15 protein-coding genes are annotated in these 18,255 nt (G+C 70.2%); all 15 read left to right on the top strand.

The window, feature by feature from the left end:
- The 15 genes from GGR24_RS15115 (at position 1) to dxr (ending at position 18,231) form a co-directional block, all read left to right on the top strand.
- Positions 1-1,665 (top strand): ribonuclease J, encoded by a 1,665-nt coding sequence (locus tag GGR24_RS15115; protein ID WP_183396208.1) that lies wholly within the window; start codon positions 1-3, stop codon positions 1,663-1,665.
- A gap of 68 nt (positions 1,666-1,733) precedes the next feature.
- Complete coding sequence (gene mce, locus GGR24_RS15110) at positions 1,734-2,138, top strand: methylmalonyl-CoA epimerase (RefSeq protein WP_183396207.1); 405 nt, start codon at positions 1,734-1,736, stop codon at positions 2,136-2,138.
- Positions 2,135-2,416, top strand: a complete 282-nt coding sequence (locus GGR24_RS15105) for a DUF1467 family protein (protein ID WP_183396206.1) — start codon at positions 2,135-2,137, stop codon at positions 2,414-2,416. Before mce ends, GGR24_RS15105 begins: the two co-directional genes overlap by 4 nt.
- A 395-nt stretch (positions 2,417-2,811) precedes the next feature.
- Positions 2,812-4,134, top strand: a complete 1,323-nt coding sequence (gene proS, locus GGR24_RS15100) for a proline--tRNA ligase (protein ID WP_183396205.1) — start codon at positions 2,812-2,814, stop codon at positions 4,132-4,134.
- 13 nt (positions 4,135-4,147) lie between these two features.
- Positions 4,148-5,431, top strand: coding sequence for a lipoprotein-releasing ABC transporter permease subunit (locus GGR24_RS15095; RefSeq protein ID WP_183396248.1), 1,284 nt, complete (start codon positions 4,148-4,150; stop codon positions 5,429-5,431).
- Positions 5,428-6,159, top strand: coding sequence for an ABC transporter ATP-binding protein (locus GGR24_RS15090; protein ID WP_183396204.1), 732 nt, complete (start codon positions 5,428-5,430; stop codon positions 6,157-6,159). The genes GGR24_RS15095 and GGR24_RS15090 overlap by 4 nt, the downstream gene beginning before the upstream one ends.
- A 13-nt stretch (positions 6,160-6,172) precedes the next feature.
- Positions 6,173-8,017, top strand: coding sequence for a chloride channel protein (locus GGR24_RS15085; protein WP_246398523.1), 1,845 nt, complete (start codon positions 6,173-6,175; stop codon positions 8,015-8,017).
- A 277-nt stretch (positions 8,018-8,294) separates the two neighbouring features.
- Positions 8,295-11,744 carry a DNA polymerase III subunit alpha gene (dnaE, locus tag GGR24_RS15080; protein WP_183396203.1) on the top strand — a complete coding sequence of 1,150 codons (3,450 nt, stop codon included), beginning with the start codon at positions 8,295-8,297 and terminating at the stop codon, positions 11,742-11,744.
- A gap of 180 nt (positions 11,745-11,924) precedes the next feature.
- On the top strand, positions 11,925-12,953 hold the full coding sequence (locus tag GGR24_RS15075; protein ID WP_183396202.1) for a 30S ribosomal protein S2: 1,029 nt from the start codon (positions 11,925-11,927) through the stop codon (positions 12,951-12,953).
- 85 nt (positions 12,954-13,038) lie between these two features.
- Entirely contained in the window at positions 13,039-13,968 is a 930-nt protein-coding gene (gene tsf, locus GGR24_RS15070; RefSeq protein WP_183396201.1) for a translation elongation factor Ts, read from the top strand.
- 4 nt (positions 13,969-13,972) lie between these two features.
- Complete coding sequence (pyrH, locus tag GGR24_RS15065) at positions 13,973-14,704, top strand: UMP kinase (RefSeq protein ID WP_183396200.1); 732 nt, start codon at positions 13,973-13,975, stop codon at positions 14,702-14,704.
- Positions 14,705-14,751: 47 nt separating this feature from the next.
- Positions 14,752-15,315 (top strand): ribosome recycling factor, encoded by a 564-nt coding sequence (gene frr, locus GGR24_RS15060; RefSeq protein ID WP_183396199.1) that lies wholly within the window; start codon positions 14,752-14,754, stop codon positions 15,313-15,315.
- 101 nt (positions 15,316-15,416) lie between these two features.
- Positions 15,417-16,190, top strand: a complete 774-nt coding sequence (locus tag GGR24_RS15055; RefSeq protein WP_183396198.1) for an isoprenyl transferase — start codon at positions 15,417-15,419, stop codon at positions 16,188-16,190.
- Positions 16,187-17,041: a phosphatidate cytidylyltransferase gene (locus tag GGR24_RS15050; protein WP_343066266.1), complete on the top strand. Its 855-nt coding sequence runs from the start codon at positions 16,187-16,189 to the stop codon at positions 17,039-17,041. The genes GGR24_RS15055 and GGR24_RS15050 overlap by 4 nt, the downstream gene beginning before the upstream one ends.
- The gene (gene dxr / locus GGR24_RS15045) at positions 17,035-18,231 is read left to right on the top strand and encodes a 1-deoxy-D-xylulose-5-phosphate reductoisomerase (RefSeq protein WP_183396197.1); all 1,197 of its coding nucleotides are present in this window, start codon (positions 17,035-17,037) and stop codon (positions 18,229-18,231) included. The genes GGR24_RS15050 and dxr overlap by 7 nt, the downstream gene beginning before the upstream one ends.
- Positions 18,232-18,255: the final 24 nt, after the last annotated feature.

Below are 18,255 nucleotides of genomic sequence, written 5' to 3'. Positions count from 1 at the left end.
ATGGCTCAGGATCTGGTTTTCGCGCCGCTCGGAGGGGTCGGCGAAATCGGCATGAACGCCGGTCTCTACGGTTACGGCGAGGGCCCCAAACGGCGCTGGCTCATGGTCGATTGCGGCGTGTTGTTCGGCGATCCGGCCATGACCCCCGGCATCGACCTGATCATGCCGGACATCCGCTTCGCGAAGGCGCAGCGCGCCGACATCGAAGCGCTGGTGCTGACGCACGCGCACGAGGATCATTACGGCGCCGTGCTCGACCTGTGGCCGGAGCTCGGCTGCCCGGTCTACGCCACCCCGTTCGCGGCGGCGATGCTGGAGGCGAAGCGGGCCTCCGAGCGGGGCGCGCCCAAGATCGACGTGCGGGCCATCCCGCAGGGCGGGCGTTTCACCGCCGGACCGTTCGAGGTCGAGTTCGTCGCCGTGGCGCATTCGATCCCGGAGTCGAACGCGCTCGCGATCCGCACGCCGGCCGGCACGGTCGTGCACACCGGCGACTGGAAGATCGATCTGACGCCCGTGCTCGGTCCCCCGACCGACGAGGCCCGCCTGCGGGCGATCGGCCAGGAGGGCGTCGCCGCGGTGATCGGCGACTCCACCAATGCGCTGCGCGAGGGATTCTCGCGGTCGGAGAAGGAGGTCGCGGAGAGCCTCAAGGAGCTGATCGGCAGCGCCCCGGGCCGCGTCGCGGTCACGACCTTCGCGTCGAATGTCGGGCGGCTGCGCGCCGTCGCGGAGGCGGCGCTCGCATGCGACCGGCAGGTCGTGGTGATCGGCCGCGCCATGCATCGGGCGCTCGAGGTCGGCCGGATGCTCGGCTATCTCGAAGGCATCCCGGAGTTTCTCGACGCTGACGCCTATGGCTACCTGCCGCGCGACAAGGTCGTGGCGCTGATGACCGGCAGCCAGGGCGAGCCGCGCGCCGCGCTCGCCCGCATCGCGAACGGCGATCATCCGCTGGTGGCTCTCGCCAAGGGCGACCGGGTAATCTTCTCGTCCCGGGCGATCCCGGGCAACGAGAAGGCCGTCGGCCGCGTGATCAACGGCCTGATCGCCGGCGGCGCCCAGGTGATCACCGACCGCACCCACTTCGTCCACGTCTCGGGACATCCGCATCGCGAGGAGCTCGCCACGCTCTATGGCTGGCTCAAGCCGCAGCTCGTCGTCCCGGTCCATGGCGAGGAACTGCACATGGCGGAGCATCTCGAGGCCGCCAGATCGGCCGGCGCCGGCAGCGTCGCGCGCGTCCGGGACGGCCAGATGATCCGCATCGCCGGGGGCCCGGCCGAGGTCGTCGACGAGGTGGTCTCCGGCCGCATGCTCAAGGACGGCCGCGTGATGATCTACGCCACCGAGCCGACGATCTCGGAGCGGCGGAAGCTGGCCTTCGCGGGCGTGGTTTCGGTCGCCCTGGCGATCGACCAGTCGGGCGACGTCGCCGGAGACCCGGACGTCAGGTTCAGCGGGCTGCCGCCGCGCGACGACGAGGGCACCCCGATGCTCGAGGTCATCCGCGACACGGTGCTGGATTGCCTGGACGGGCTCGCCCGTCCGCGCCGGCGCGACGCGGCGCTCGTGGCCTCTGCGATCGAGCGCGCCGTGCGCGCCGAGCTCAACCTCGTGTGGGGCAAGAAGCCGGTTTGCCACGTCTCCGTGCTCGGCGTATGAGCGGTTCGGGCCGGCTTCGGCCGGCCCGCGCACAGCTTCGTACCCCCCTGGGATGACCGGAGATCATCATGATCGGGCGCCTCAACCACGTGGCCATCGCGGTGCCGGACCTCGCGGCCGCCGCCGCGGTCTATCGCGACACGCTCGGCGCCAAGGTGACGCCCCCGACCGAGCAGCCCGAGCACGGGGTCAGCGTCGTCTTCATCGAGCTTCCGAACACCAAGATCGAGCTGCTTGAGCCGCTTGGCGAAAAGTCGCCGATCGCCGCCTTTCTCGAGCGCTCCCCGGCCGGGGGCATCCACCACATCTGCTACGAGGTCGACGACATCGTGGCGGCGCGCGACCAGCTGAAGGCGCAGGGCGCGCGTGTGCTCGGCGACGGCGAGCCGAAGATCGGCGCGCACGGCAAGCCCGTGCTGTTCCTCCACCCGAAGGACATGCTGGGCGCTCTCGTGGAGCTCGAACAGGCTTGATCTTCTCGGCTGTCAGCTGGGCCGCGGTCTATTTCATCGTCTGGTGGACGACGCTGTTCGCCGTGCTGCCGTTCGGCGCCCGCAGCCAGTCGGACGCAGGCGACATCACGCCCGGGACGGAGCCGGGCGCGCCGTTCAGCGCCCGCCTCGGTCGCATCATCGTGATCACCACGATCGTCGCGACGATCATCTTCGCGGGGATCTATCTGCTGCTGACGCAGGAGCTTTTCGGGCTGGACGACATCCCGTTCCTGCCGCGGTTCGAGCAGGCCCGCTGACCGCGGCCGCCGGAAAACGGGCAAAAAAAAGCAAGGCCGAGGCCTTGCGTTTTGTGGCAGTTCGCATTGGTCCGCGCTCTGACGCCGCGAGCGGTGCGGGACTTCGGCGTCTGATGGGCGTACGCCTTAGCGGCGGGCCTGCGGACATCCTCCCAAGCGCGGGCCTTTTGATCCGACGAGGCAACTTCGCCGGTGGCCCTTGTTATGGAAGTAAAGCTAGCCGAGCCCGGAAGGTTTGTCACCTCCTTGTGCAGAGGGCGCCGAAAAAAGAAGCGTGAACGACCAGGGGCCTTCAGGGGAGGCGGCGCTTGTGTTTCCCGGGCCCTTCCGCTTTCGTGCGCGGCCACGGCCGCCGGCGCGCGGCGGGCCGGATTCGCATTCAGCCTGAGATCTCCATGCGCCTGAGCCGCTACTTCCTCCCCATCCTCCGCGAGGCGCCCAAAGAGGCCGAGATCGTCTCGCACCGGCTGATGTTGCGGGCCGGGATGATCAGGCAGGAGGCCGCCGGCATCTATGCCTGGCTGCCGCTCGGCCTGCGCGTGCTGAACAAGATCGCCGACATCGTCCGTGAGGAGCAGAACCGGGCGGGGGCCGTCGAGCTCCTGATGCCGACGCTGCAGCTCGCCGATCTGTGGCGCGAGAGCGGGCGGTACGACGCCTATGGCGAGGAGATGCTGCGCATCAAGGATCGGCATGAGCGCGAGATGCTCTATGGCCCGACCAACGAGGAAATGATCACCGAGATCTTCCGGGCGGGCGTGCGTTCCTACAAGGACCTGCCGAAGAACCTCTACCACATCCAGTGGAAGTTCCGGGACGAGCGCCGCCCGCGGTTCGGCGTGATGCGGTCGCGCGAGTTCCTGATGAAGGACGCCTACTCGTTCGATCTCGACGCCGAGGGGGCCAGGACGTCCTACAACCGGATGTTCGTCGCCTATCTCAGGACCTTCGCGCGGCTCGGCCTCAAGGCGATCCCGATGCGGGCTGACACGGGCCCGATCGGCGGCGATCTCAGCCACGAGTTCATCATCCTGGCCAAGACCGGCGAGAGCGAGGTGTTCTGCCACAAGAACTTCCTCGACTTCGACACGCCGCCCGCCAGCGTCGACTTCGACGACCCGGCCGCCCTGCAGGCGATCGTCGACCGCTGGACGAGCCTCTACGCCGCCACCGAGGACATGCACGACGCGGGCGCGTTCGAGGCCCTGGCCGCTGACGATCGGCTGTCGGCGCGCGGCATCGAGGTCGGGCACATCTTCTATTTCGGCACCAAGTATTCGGTCCCCATGAAAGCCTTCGTGACCGGCCCGGACGGCAGGGACACGCCGGTGCACATGGGCTCGTACGGCATCGGGCCGAGCCGGCTCGCGGCGGCGATCATCGAAGCCGGCCATGACGACGCCGGAATCATCTGGCCGGATGCGGTGGCCCCGTTCAGGGTGGGGCTGGTGAACCTCAAGCCGGGCGACGCCGCCGTCGACGCCGCTTGCGAGGATCTCTACGCGAAGCTGACGGGGCAGGGGATCGACGTGCTCTACGACGACACCGACGAGCGCGCCGGCTCCAAATTCGCCACCATGGAGCTGATCGGCCTGCCCTGGCGCCTGGTGGTCGGGCCCAAGGGGCTCGCGGCCGGCACGGTCGAGCTGAAGCGCCGCGCTGGCGGAGCGGCCGAGCAGCTCAGCCCCGAATCCGCGCTCGCCGCGATCATCGGCTGAGGGCGTGGCGAGCTTGCGATCATCCTCGGCTTCGCCGGCGGGCTCCACGCGGCCCTTCGCGCCGTTCGAGTGGCTGATCGCGGGCCGCTATCTGCGCGCCCGCCGGAAGGAGGGCTTCATCTCGGTCATCGCCGGCTTCTCGTTCCTCGGCATCACGCTCGGGGTCGCGACGCTGATCATCGTGATGGCCGTCATGAACGGCTTCCGAACCGAGCTTCTGAACAAGATCCTCGGCATCAACGGCCACGTGGTGGCCCAGCCGCTCGACGGGCCGCTGACCGACTACGCAGCGGTCGCCGACCGGCTGAGCAAGGTCTCGGGCGTCAAGTTCGTGATCCCGCTCGTCGAGGGGCAGGCGCTTGCCTCCTCGCCCTCGGCCTCCGGCGGCGTGCTGGTGCGCGGCCTGCGCGCCCAGGACCTCGGGAAGCTGCAGCTCGTCTCGCGCACGATCCGCGACGGCAGCCTCGAGAACTTCGACGACGGCGGCGGGGTGCTGATCGGAAAGCGCCTCGCGGACCAGCTCGGGCTGCGGGCCGGCGACACCCTGACCCTGGTGAGCCCACGCGGGGCCGTGACCCCGATGGGGGTCACGCCACGGATCAAAGGCTACACGGTCGCCGGCGTGTTCGAGATCGGCATGTCGGAATATGACGGCGCCTTCGTCTTCATGCCGCTGCAGGAGGCGCAGGCCTATTTCAACCGCGAGGACGACGTCACCGGCATCGAGGTCTATCTCGATCACCCGGACCTCGTCGGGAAGGTGAAGCCTGACCTGCAGGAGGCGGCGGATCGGCCGCTCTACATGCTGGACTGGCGCGACCGGAACAAAACGTTCTTCTCGGCGCTGGAGGTCGAACGCAACGTGATGTTCCTGATCCTCACGCTGATCGTGCTGGTGGCCGCGCTCAACATCATCTCCGGCCTGATCATGCTCGTGAAGGATAAGGGCCGCGACATCGCGATCCTGCGCACCATGGGCGCGACCCGCGGGTCGATCATGCGCATCTTCCTGATCACCGGCGCGAGCATCGGGGTCGTCGGCACTCTGGCGGGCTTCGCGCTCGGCATGGTGGTCTGCTGGAACATCGAGACGATCCGCGCATTCCTCGCGTCGCTCACCGGAACGGAGCTGTTCTCGCCCGAGGTCTACTTCCTGAGCCGGCTCCCTGCCGATCCGGACATGAAGGAGACTGTGACGGTGGTGCTGATGGCGCTCACCCTCTCCGTCGCCGCCACGCTCTATCCGTCCTGGCGGGCCGCCAAACTCGATCCAGTCGAGGCTCTGCGTTACGAATGAGCGAGGTCCAGGACGCTTCAGAGGAGTTCGACGGCGCTTCGGCCGCCGCCGCCGGGCCGCTGCTGGTGATCGATCATGTCGCGCGGCGCTACCGCCAGGGCGACGCCGCGGTCGACGTGCTGATCGACGCGTCGGCCCAGCTTGCGGCCGGCGAGGTCGTGGCGCTGGTCGCGCCCTCCGGGGCGGGCAAGTCGACCCTGCTGCATATCGCGGGGCTGCTCGAACGGCCGGACGGCGGCGAAGTGTTCTTCGACGGCCAGCCGACGGCCGGCCTGTCCGACGACGCCCGCACGGCGCTCAGGCGCAACGAGGTCGGCTTCGTCTACCAGTTCCACCACCTGCTGCCGGAGTTCAGCGCGCTCGAGAACGTCGTCATGCCCCAGCTGATCCGGGGGCTCGGAGCGGGCGAGGCGCGGACCCGGGCGGCGGAGCTGCTCTCCTATCTCGGGCTCGGACAGAGGCTCGATCATCGCCCGGCCGAACTGTCCGGAGGCGAGCAGCAGCGCGTGGCGATCGCGCGCGCGGTGGCCAACGCGCCGCGCCTTCTGCTCGCCGACGAACCGACGGGCAATCTCGACCCGGTGACCTCCGCTCATGTCTTCGCGACGCTGACGGCGCTGGCGCGCGCCTCGGGGCTCGCCGCCATCGTCGCCACGCACAATCTCGAGCTGGCCGAAACGCTGGATAGACGCCTCACGCTGCGGGACGGCGTGCTGGTCGAAACCTGACGGGCGAAACCGCTTGGCGCCCGAAGGCCCGACCCCGACCGGCTCGCCCGTTCCGACGGCGGAGCCGGAGCGGGCCCGGGAGCTGAAGGCGGCCGAGCAGGGAGCGGTTCTGCGGCGCGCGCCCCGGGCGGCGGCGCTGCTCGACTGGATCAGCGGCCGCTTCAGGGCGAGCGAAGCCTGGCTCGTCGGCCTTGCGATCGTGGTCGGCTCCGCGGCCGGGGCGTTGACGGTGGCGCAGGGCGCCATCGCCGAGACGGTGCAGCACCTGCTGTTCCGGCTGCCGGCCGAGGCGCGGCTCAGCGCCTTGCCGTCGCTCAGCCTGCCCCAGCTCCTCATCCTGCCGCTCGGCGGCGTCGCGCTCGCGGCGTTCACCCTGATGGTCCGGGCGCGCCGCCGCGCCCTGGTGGACGCGGTCGAAGCCAACGCGCTTCACGGCGGGCGGATGTCCGTGATCGACAGCCTCATCATCTCCGGGCAGACGCTGATCTCGAACGGCTTCGGCGCCTCGGTCGGCCTCGAGGCCGCCTATGCGCAGATGGGCGGCGCGGGCGGCTCGCTCGCCGGGCGGGCCTTCCGGATCAGGCGGGCGGACGTGCGGACGCTGGTCGGGGCGGGGGCGGGCGCCGGCATCGCCGCCGCCTTCGGCGCGCCGCTGACGGGCGCGTTCTACGCGTTCGAAATCGTCATCGGCGCCTACACGCCTTCGGCCATCGCCCCGATCGCCGCGGCCGCGCTCGCGGGCGTCATGACCGCGCGGGCGCTCGGCTCGACGCCGTACCTGGTCAGCGCGCCGACCGGCGGGGCGCTGGGCGCCACCGATCTCCTGATGCTGGCGCCGCTCGGCGCGCTCTGCGCCATCATCGGCATCCTCCTGATGCGCTCGGTCGCGCTGGTGGAGATCGGCGCCCGCAAGGCGAAGCTGCCGGCCTATGCGCGGCCCGCGATAGGCGGCCTGCTGCTGATCCCGCTCGCGATGATCTCGCCGCAGGTGCTCTCGGCCGGGCACGGCGCGCTGCATCTCGACCTCGCCGGCGGCGCGGCGCTCGGCTTCATCGCCGTCGTGTTCGTCGCCAAGTGCCTGGCCTCGATCGTCTCGCTCGGCTTCGGCTTCCGCGGCGGCCTGTTCTTCGCCTCGCTGTTCCTCGGGACGCTCGCGGGACATCTGTTCGCCGAGGGCGCGGCCGTGATTCTCGGCCCGGGCATCGTCAACGTCACCGACGCCGCGCTGGTCGGGATGGCGGCGCTCGCCGTCGCGGTGGTGGGCGGGCCCATCACCATGGCGATGCTGGTGCTCGAGGCGACGCGCGACCTGACGCTCACCGGCGCGGTGCTGGCCGCCGCGCTCGTCGCGAGCACCATCGTGCGCGAGGCGTTCGGCTACTCGTTCTCCACCTGGCGCCTCCATCTGCGGGGCGAGACGGTGAAGAGCGCACGCGACGTCGGCTGGGTGAAGACGCTCACCGCTGGCCGCATGATGCGCCGCGAGGCCAACACCACCCCCTCTTCGACCACGGTCGCCGAGTTCCGTCGGCGGTTCCCGCTCGGATCGACGAGCCGTGTGGTGCTGGCGGACGAGACGGGCAGATACGCCGGCGTTCTGGTCACGGCCGCGGCCTACGGGGAGGGCGTCGATCCCGCCCAGCCGGTGGCGCAGCTCGCGAGCGCGAAAGACGTCGCGCTCAGGCCGGAGATGGACATCGGGGCGGTGATGCGCCTGTTCGACTCGGCGCAGGTCGACGAGCTCGCCGTCATCGGCCCCGACAGCGAGGTGCTCGGCGTGCTCTCGGAAACCTTCGTGCGCCGGCGCTACGCCGAGGAGCTGGAGAAGGCGCAACGCGAACTGTTCGGCGAGCGCTGACGGAACCCCGGACCGGGGCGCTTGACTCCGGCGTGCGCAGGAGAACAAATAAGGTACAGACAAGAACGGGGAGAGAACCATGGCCTTCCACGGCATCCGCGCAGCGACTGTCTTCTGCCTCGAGCTCGCCTCCGTGACCTTGTTCGTCGGAGCCGTGATGGTCTGGGCGGTGGCGCTCGGCGCGGCCTGAAGGTCCTCTCCTGTGGAGACCCGCCGTTAGATCAGGCGCCGCCGCGCGGAGCCGGGTAGGGTCGGGGCTGATCACGAAGGAGCGGACATGGCGGCGGGAGGACTGACGAGCGACCCGGGCTTCGTGCATCTCAATGTGCGCTCGTCCTTCTCGCTGCTCGAAGGCGCGCTCACCATCGCGAAACTCGCCGCGGCGGCGAAGTCCGACCGGATGCCGGCGATCGCGCTGACGGACGACAATCTGTTCGGCGCGCTTGAATTCTCCGAGAAACTCGCCGGCGCCGGCGTGCAGCCGATCGTCGGGCTCACCCTGCCGGTCGACTTCAACGATCGCGAACAGCGCGGCGGCCGGCCGGCGCGCGACCTTCGGCGCCCTTCGATCGTGCTGCTCGCGCAGTCGGCCGAGGGTTACCGGAACCTGATGGCGCTGAGCAGTCGCGCCTTTCTCCAGAGCGACCCGGACGCGCCCCCGCACGCCACGCTCGAGATGCTGGAAGGTCTCTGCGGGGGGCTGATCGCTCTCACGGGCGGCCCCGAGGGACCGCTCGACTGCGCCTTCTCGGAAGGCGCGGACGACGTCGCGGGCGCGAGGCTGAGCAGGCTTTCGGGCTTCTTCGGCGACCGGCTCTATATCGAGCTGCAGCGACACGGCCTGCCGGGCGAGGCCGCCGTCGAGCCCGCTTTGGTCGGGCTCGCCTATGAGCGGGGGCTGCCGCTCGTCGCCACGAACGGCGCGCGGTTCGTGGAGCGCGCCGACCACGAGGCGCACGACGCGCTCATCTGCCTGGCCGACGGCCGGGTGCTGGCCGAGACCGACCGCCGGCAGATGTCGCCCGACCACTACCTCAAGACCCGCGCCGAGATGGCGGCGCTGTTCTCCGATCTGCCGGAGGCGCTCGAGAACACCGTCGAGATCGCACGGCGGAGCGCCTACCGGCCCCGCACCGCCAAGCCGATCCTGCCGCGCTTCACGGTGGGCGACGCGACCGCGGACGGCGCCGACGCCGAGGCCGCGGAGCTCCGGCGTCAGGCGCAGGCGGGCCTTGCGGCCCGGCTCGCCGCCCACGAACCCGCGCCCGGGCTCTCGGTGCAGGACTACGAGGCGCGTCTCGAGTTCGAGCTCGGCGTCATCGAGCGCATGAAATATCCGGGCTACTTCCTGATCGTCTCGGACTTCATCAAATGGGCGAAGGCGCAGGGCATTCCGGTCGGCCCGGGCCGCGGCTCCGGCGCAGGCTCGCTCGTCGCTTACGCGCTCACCATCACGGACCTCGACCCGCTGAGGTTCGGGCTGCTGTTCGAGCGCTTCCTCAATCCCGAGCGCGTGTCGATGCCGGACTTCGACATCGACTTCTGCCAGGACCGGCGCGAGGAGGTGATCCGCTACGTCCAGGACCGCTACGGCCAGGACCGCGTGGCGCAGATCATCACCTTCGGCACGCTGCAGGCGCGCGGCGTGATGCGCGACGTCGGGCGCGTGCTCGAAATGCCCTACGGGCAGGTCGACAAGCTCTGCAAGCTCGTTCCGCAGAACCCGGCCAATCCGGTGACGCTCAAGCAGGCGGTCGGCGACGAGCCGAAGCTCGCCGAGGCCCGTAACACGGACCCGACCGTCGGGCGCATGCTCGACATCGCGCTGAAGCTCGAGGGCCTCTACCGCCACGCCTCGACGCATGCGGCCGGCATCGTCATCGGCGACCGGCCGCTCGAGCAGCTGGTGCCGCTCTACCGCGATCCGCGCTCCGAAATGCCGGTCACCCAGTTCAACATGAAGTGGGTGGAGCCCGCGGGCCTCGTGAAGTTCGACTTCCTTGGCCTCAAGACGCTGACCACGCTGTCGACCACCGCGAAGCTGCTGCGGCAGCGCGGCGTGGAGCTCGACCTCGAGACGATCCCGATCGACGATCCGGCGACCTACGCGATGCTGTCGCGGGGCGAGACCGTCGGGGTGTTCCAGCTCGAAAGCGCGGGAATGCGGCGTGCGCTCGCCGACATGAAGCCGGACCGCTTCGAGGACATCATCGCGCTGGTCGCGCTCTACCGGCCGGGCCCGATGGCGAACATCCCGACCTACTGCGCGCGCAAGCACGGGCTCGAGAAGCCGGAGTACCTGCACCCCAAGCTCGAACCGATCCTGTCCGAGACGTTCGGCGTCATCATCTACCAGGAACAGGTGATGCAGGTGGCGCAGTCGCTCGCCGGCTACTCGCTCGGCGAAGCCGACCTGCTGCGCCGCGCGATGGGCAAGAAGATCCGCTCCGAGATGGACGCGCAGCGCGAACGCTTCGTCTCCGGCGCGGTCGAGCGCGGCATCGGCAAGGCCGACGCGGCCACGATCTTCGAGCTGCTCGCGAAGTTCGCGGACTACGGCTTCAACAAGAGCCACGCCGCCGCCTACGCCCTGGTCGCCTACCAGACCGCCTATCTCAAGGCGACCTATCCGGTGGAGTTCCTGGCGGCCTCGATGACGCTGGACATGGGCTCGACCGACAAGCTGGCCGAGTTCCGTCAGGAGGCCATGCGGCTCGGAATCGCCGTGCGGCCGCCTTGCGTGAACCGCTCCAACGTCGCCTTCGACGTCGAGGACGGTGCGATCCTCTACGCGCTCGCGGCGCTGAAGGGCGTCGGGCCGCAGGCGGTCGAGGGCATCGTGGCGCAGCGGCGCGAGGGCAAGTTCCGCGATCTGCGGGATTTCGCCAGGCGCCTCGACGCCAAGGCCCTGCCGCGGCGCGCGCTGGAAAGCCTGGTCCAGGCGGGCGCGCTCGACGCGCTCGAGCCGGACCGCGCCCGGGCGCTCGCGAGCGTCGACGCCGTGATGGCGATCGCCTCCCGCACCAGGGACGACGAGGCGATCGGCCAGTTCGGCTTCTTCGAGGCGGCCGAGGAGCCGATCCGCCCGCAGCCGCACGAGGCCTGGTCGGCGGGCGAGCGTCTGAAGCGCGAGTATGAGGCGGTCGGCTTCTTCCTCTCGGGCCATCCGCTCGACGACTACCAGGCGCTGCTGGAGAAGCTGAGGGTGAGGCGCTTCGCGGACTTCGCGGCCGCCGCCAAGGCGGGCGCGACGGCGGGCCGGCTCGCCGCCACGGTGCTGACCCGGCAGGAGCGCAAGACCAAGACCGGCAACCGCATGGGCGTGGTCACCCTGTCGGACCCGACGGGGCACTATGAGGCGGTGATCTTCTCGGAAGGACTCGCCAAATACCGCGACCTGCTCGAACCCAACACGCCGGTGATCGTCGGGGTGTCGGCCGCCGTGGAGGGCGACGAGCTGCGACTGCGGCTCGAGCATGTCGAACCGCTCGACCAGGCGGCGGAGCGGCTGCAGCGCTCCGTGCGCATCTTCATGCGGGCGGCCGAACCGATGGAGCACGTCTCGCGGCGGCTGGAGGCCGGCGACGGGGAGGTCTCGGTCGTCCTTCTGCTGGACGAGGAGGAGACCGAGGTCGAGATCAGGCTGCCCGGCCGCTATCGGGTCTCGCCGCAGATCGCCGGGGCGCTGAAGACCGTGCCGGGCGTCGTCGCGGTCGAGGCCGCCTGAGATGCCGCGGATCCAGCGCGCTTCAACCTGAAAGGCGGGCAGGCTCTCGGCTTGCCTTCATGTCCGCCTTTCGCCTATAAGCCGCGCCATCCCACACGCGGGCAGGCGGCGATAACCAAGCCGTTCCGGCGCTGGCCAGAGAGCCAGCGGCGCCCGCGAAGGCAACCGGAGAATACGAAAATGGCGCTTCCCGACTTCACGATGCGCCAGCTGCTCGAAGCTGGCGTGCATTTCGGCCATCAGGCCCACCGCTGGAACCCGAAGATGGGCCCCTACATCTTCGGCGCCCGCAACAACATCCACATCATCGACCTCGCCCAGACGGTGCCGCTGCTGCACCGCGCGCTTCAGGCCGTGAGCGACGTCGTCGCCGGCGGCGGCCGCGTGCTCATCGTCGGCACCAAGCGCCAGGCCGCCGACATCGTCGCGGATTCGGCGCGCCGGTCGGCCCAGTACTTCGTCAACTCCCGCTGGCTCGGCGGCATGCTGACCAACTGGAAGACGATCTCCGGCTCGATCCAGCGCCTGCGCAAGCTCGAGGAGATGCTCTCCGGCGAGGCCCAGGGCTTCACCAAGAAGGAGCGTCTGACGCTGTCGCGCGAGCGCGACAAGCTCGAGAAGACGCTCGGCGGCATCAAGGACATGGGCGGCCTGCCGAACCTGATCTTCGTGATCGACACGAACAAGGAGCAGATCGCCGTCAAGGAAGCGCAGCGGCTCGGCATCCCGGTCGCGGCGATCCTCGACACCAATTCGGATCCGGAAGGCATCACCTATCCGATCCCGGGCAATGACGACGCCGGCCGCGCGCTTGCGCTCTACGGCGACCTGATCGCCCGCGCCGCGATCGACGGCATCGGCCGCGGCCAGGGCGACCTCGGCGTCGATCTCGGCGCGCAGGAGGAGCCCGCGCTCGAGGAGCCGGCGATCGCCGTCGCCGAGACCGCCGAGCCCGAGGCGGCCGAGGAGGCGTTCGAGCTGCTCGCCGCTCCGCGCGGCGCGCCGGACGATCTGTCGAAGCTCACGGGCGTCGGCCCGCAGCTCGAGCAGAAGCTGAACGAGTACGGCATCTACCACTACTGGCAGCTCTCGGCGATGAAGCCGGAGGACGTCGCGAAGGCGGACGCCGACATGAAGCTCAACGGCCGCATCGACCGCGAAGGCTGGGTCGCGCAGGCGCGCGAGCACCTCGCCGGCGTCGCGGCCTGACGATCGATCGGGACGCCCGCGTCGTCAGGCGCGGGCCCCAACCGACATTCGTCGTCCCGCGTGGCGGCGCGAGTTAGAGGATACAATGGCCAACATCACCGCAGCCATGGTGAAGGAGCTTCGCGAGAAGACCGGCGCCGGCATGATGGACTGCAAGAATGCGCTCGGCGAGGCCGGCGGCGACATGGAGGCCGCGGTCGACTGGCTGCGCAAGAAGGGCCTCGCCAAGGCCGCCAAGAAGGCCGGCCGCGTCGCGGCGGAAGGTCTGGTGGCGCTTGCGGTGGCGGGCCCGAAGGGCGTCGCGATCGAGGTGAACGCCGAGACGGACTTCGTCGCGCGCAACCCGGAATTCCAGGAGATGGTCGCCACGATCGCGACCGTCGCGCTCGAGGCCGGCGCCGACGTCTCGACCATCGAGGCGGCCGGTTATCCGGGCGGCGGCAGCGTCCAGGAGAAGATCCAGGCGACCGTCGCCAAGATCGGCGAGAACATGACGCTGCGCCGCGCGGCGCAGATCGTCGTGCCGGCCGGCGTCGTGGGCTCCTACGTGCATTCGCCGGTCGCGCCGAACCTCGGCAAGATCGCGGTCCTCGTCGGGCTCAAGTCCGAGGGCAAGGCCGAGCCGCTCGCCGCGCTCGGTCGTCAGGTCGCGATGCACATCGCGGCGATCAACCCGCAGGCTCTCGACGCGGCCTCGCTCGACCCTGCGATCGTCGAGCGCGAGCGCAACGTTCTGGCCGACAAGGCGCGCGCCTCGGGCAAGCCCGAGAACGTCGTCGAGAAGATCGTCGAGAGCGGCGTCAAGACCTTCTACAAGGAGGTCTGCCTCGTCGATCAGCCCTTCGTGCATGACGGCTCCAAGACCGTCGCCCAGGCCGTGAAGGCGGCCGAGGCCGAAGTCGGCGCCCCGATCGAGATCACCGGCTTCGTCCGGCTCGCGCTGGGCGAGGGCGTCGAGCGCGAGGAAAGCGACTTCGCGGCCGAGGTCGCCGCGGCCGCCGGCACGAAAAGCTGACGCCGTGACGCCCGCCTCCGCGACGACGCCGCTCTATCGACGCGTCCTCGTCAAGGTGTCGGGCGAGGCCCTGATGGGGCCCTCCGCCTTCGGGCTCCATCAGCCGACCGTGGACCGCATCGCCGCCGATCTCGCGGCGGCGCATGCGCTCGGGGTCGAACTCGCGGTGGTCGTCGGCGGCGGCAACATCTTCCGCGGCGTGCAGGTCTCGGCCCAGGGCGTCGACCGGGCGACCGGCGACTACATGGGCATGCTCGCCACCGTCATGAACGCGCTCGCGCTCGCGGCCGCGTTGATGCGGCAGGGCGTGCAGACGCGGGTGCTGTCTGCGCTCGACATGCCGGCCGTCTGCGAGACCTACACCCGGCCCCGCGCGCTGGCGCATCTCGACCGCGGGAGGGTCGTGATCTTCGCGGCCGGAACGGGCAATCCGTTCTTCACCACCGACACCGCGGCGGCCCTGCGAGCGATCGAGACCGGCTGCGACGCGCTTCTGAAGGCGACGCAGGTCGACGGCGTCTACACCGGCGATCCCAAGACCGATCCGACAGCCACGCGCTTCGACCGCGTCACCCATGACGAGGTGCTTCAGCGCGACCTCAAGGTCATGGACGCGGCGGCCTTCGCGCTTGCCCGCGAGAACGCACTTCCGCTAATCGTGTTTTCCATCCATGAGCCCGGCTCGATCCCGGCGGTCATCTGCGGCGGAGGACGCGCGACGATCGTCACGAGCTGACGCGCCTCAAGCGCCCTTCAGGCCCGCAAGCAGGAAGCATCTCCATCATGTCCGCCGGTTCGTTCGACATCGATGACATCAAGCGCCGCATGCAGGGGGCGATCGCCTCGCTGAAGACCGACCTTCAGGGGCTTCGCACAGGCCGCGCTTCGGCGAACCTGCTCGACCCGGTGACGGTGAACGCCTACGGCGCCGAGATGCCGCTCAACCAGGTCGCGACGGTCAGCGTGCCCGAATCGCGCATGCTGAGCGTTCAGGTCTGGGACCGCTCCATGGTCGGCGCCGTGGAGAAGGCGATCCGGGAGGCCAATCTGGGCCTCAACCCGATCACCGAGGGTCAGCTCATGCGGATCCCTCTGCCGGAGCTCAACGCCGAGCGGCGCAAGGAGCTCGTCAAGGTCGCCCACAAATACGCCGAGCAGGCGCGGATCGCCGTGCGGCACGTCCGCCGCGACGGCCTCGACACCCTGAAGAAGAACGAGAAGGACGGCGACATCAGCCAGGACGACCACGACCGCCTGGCGGATCAGGTCCAGAAGGCCACGGACGCCTCGGTCGCAGAGATCGACCAGGCGGTCGCGGCGAAGGAAAAAGATATCCTGCAGGTGTGATACCCTCCGGACGGATAGCCGCCTCGGCCGCCAGGCCGAATGTGACGAAGGTCCTGGCCATGCCGGACCGGGGCTTCGAGCATGCTGGTCCGGGCCCTGCCATGTCGCCGAGCAGTCTGAGCAGATTGAGTGGAACTCCGGCCGAGCAGGCGGCCGAAGGCGCGCCGCCGCGGCACGTCGCGATCATCATGGACGGCAATGGGCGTTGGGCTGCGGCGCGCGGGCTGCCGCGGCTCGAAGGCCACCGCCGCGGCGTGGAGGCGCTGAGGCGCGCCGTCCAGGCGGCCTATGAGCTCGGCGTCCGGTACCTCACGCTCTACAGCTTCTCCTCGGAGAACTGGTCGCGGCCCGCCGAGGAGGTCTCCGACCTGCTCAATCTGTTGCGGCTCTTCATCCGGCGGGATCTCTCCGAGCTGCACCGCGAGAACGTGCGCGTGCGGGTGATCGGCGAGCGGGAGGGGCTCCCGCAGGACATCGCGAACCTGCTCGAGGAGGCCGAGAGTCTGACGCGGGCGAACACCGGCCTGAACCTCGTCGTCGCCTTCAACTATGGCGGCCGGCAGGAGATCGTGCGCGCGGTCCGGCGGATCGCCGCGGAGGTGCGCGATGGCCGCCTCGACCCTGCGGACATCGACGTCGCGTGCATTTCGGCGCATCTCGACACCGCGAACATCCCCGATCCGGATCTGGTGATCCGCACGAGCGGGGAGCTGCGGCTGTCGAACTTCCTGCTGTGGCAGAGCGCCTATGCGGAGTTCGTGTTCCTGCCGCAGTTCTGGCCGGATTTCGGCCGCTCCGACTTCGAGGAGGCCATCGCGAGCTTCCGGTCGCGGCAGCGTCGCTATGGCGGTCGCGCGGCGCGGACCGGCGCGTGACGGAAGCTCCGCAGGCGGCCCGCAGCTCCTCGGAGCTGGCGAAACGCGTCGTCTCAGGCGTCGTCATGATCGCCGCGGCGCTGCTATCGGCCTGGATCGGGGGCCTCCTGTTCGCCGTCTTCTGGACGCTCGCCGGCGTCGCGGTCGGAGTCGAGTGGGCCTGGCTCTCCTCGCCTGATCCGAGGGCGCGGCGGCGCGCGGCGCAGACGGTCGGGCTCACGCTCGGCGTCGCCGGCGCGCTGGTCGGGCTCGCGAGCTACTTCGCCATCCCGTTCTGGGTGATCGCTGCGGCGCTCGCCATCGGGGCCGCCGCCGCCGCGCTGCTGGCGCGTCCGGTCTATGTCACAGCCGCCGCCGTGCCCTACGGGGCCGCCGTCTTCATCGGGGTGATCCTCCTGCGGCGCGACCCGCATGACGGGCTGCTCGCGACGCTCTGGCTGTTCGCCGTGGTGTGGGCCACGGACATCGCAGCCTATTTCACCGGCCGGGCGATCGGCGGTCCGAAGCTCGCGCCCCGCATCTCGCCGAAGAAGACATGGTCCGGCGCCGTGGGCGGCGCGGCCGCGGCGGCCTGCGCGGGCGTCGGCGTCGCCGCGCTCGGCGGGGTCGGCAATCTTTGGCCGGTCGCCCTGGTCGCGCTGGTCACGGCGGTTCTGGCGGAGCTCGGGGACCTGTTCGAGTCAGGCGTGAAGCGCGCCTTCGGCGCAAAGGACTCGAGCCAGCTGATCCCCGGCCATGGCGGCCTCATGGACCGGCTCGACGGCTTCCTCGTCGCCGCCACCTTCGTGGCGGCGGTCGGGCTCGCGCGCGGCGGGCTCGACGGCGCGGGGCAGGGCCTTCTGCGATGGTGAGCCCAGGCGGCAGGCGGCGCGTCACGGTTCTGGGCGCGACCGGCTCGGTGGGCCGCGCGACGCTCGACCTGATCGAGCGGCACCCGGACCTGTTTGAAGTCGAAGCGCTCGTCGCCGGGAACGACGCCGCAAGCCTCGCCGAGCTGGCGGCCAGAACCGGGGCGCGGCGCGCCGTGATCGCCGATCCGGCGCAGGGGCCGCGGCTTTCCTCCATCCTCGAGGGTTCCGGCGTTGCGGCGAGCGCAGGTCTTTCGGCCATGCTGGACGCGGCCTCGCTGCCCGTCGACTGGACGATGGCGGCGATCAGCGGCGCGGCCGGCCTCGCCCCCACGATCGCCGCGGTGAGGACCGGCGGCGCGGTCGCTTTCGCCACCAAGGAGTGCCTCGTCTGCGCCGGGGCGGCTTTCATGGCGGAGGTCGGGCGCGCCGGCGCGACGCTGTTGCCGGTCGATTCCGAGCACAACGCATTGCTGCAGGCGCTCGGCGGCCAGCCGGTCGCGGACGTCGAGAAGATGACGATCACCGCTTCCGGCGGGCCGTTCCGGCAGTGGCCCGCGGACCGGATCGCCGCCGCTCGTCCGGAGGACGCGCTCAAGCATCCCACCTGGTCGATGGGCGCGAAGATCACGATCGATTCCGCCACCTTGATGAACAAGGGGCTGGAGCTGATCGAGGCGCTTCATCTGTTCGGCGTGGAGGCCGGCCGGCTCGACGTGGTGGTGCATCCCCAGTCGGTCGTGCACGGGCTCGTCACGTTCAGGGACGGCGCCGTGACGGCCGGGCTCGCGGCGCCTGACATGCGGGTTCCGATCGCCTATGCGCTCGGCCACCCGCATCGCATCGACGCCCCGACTCCCCGGCTCGACCTCGTTCAGCTCGGCTCGTTGACCTTCGAGGCGCCCGATCCCGATCGATTCCCGGCGCTTCGCCTCGCGCGCGAGGCGATGGAGGCGGGCGGCGCCGCGGCGACCATCCTGAACGCGGCGAACGAGGTGGCCGTCGCGCTGTTCCTCGATGGCCGCATCGGCTTCATGGACATCCCCAGAATCGTGGCCGACGCGCTCGATCAGGCGAGCCGACGGGGGCTCAGCTCCGCGCCGGCCACCATCGACGAGGCCATCGCGCTCGACGGCGAGGCTCGCGCAATCGCGTCCGCTTGTCTGCTGGAGAGCCGGCCCCGGTCGCAGTAGACTGGGCGATCGCACTGTGGCGGC

The organism is Hansschlegelia beijingensis, from assembly GCF_014196425.1.
Lineage (GTDB): Bacteria > Pseudomonadota > Alphaproteobacteria > Rhizobiales > Methylopilaceae > Methylopila > Methylopila beijingensis.
The sequence above is the reverse complement of the archived record's forward strand: the minus strand, read 5'-3'. Positions and strand labels throughout refer to the sequence as shown.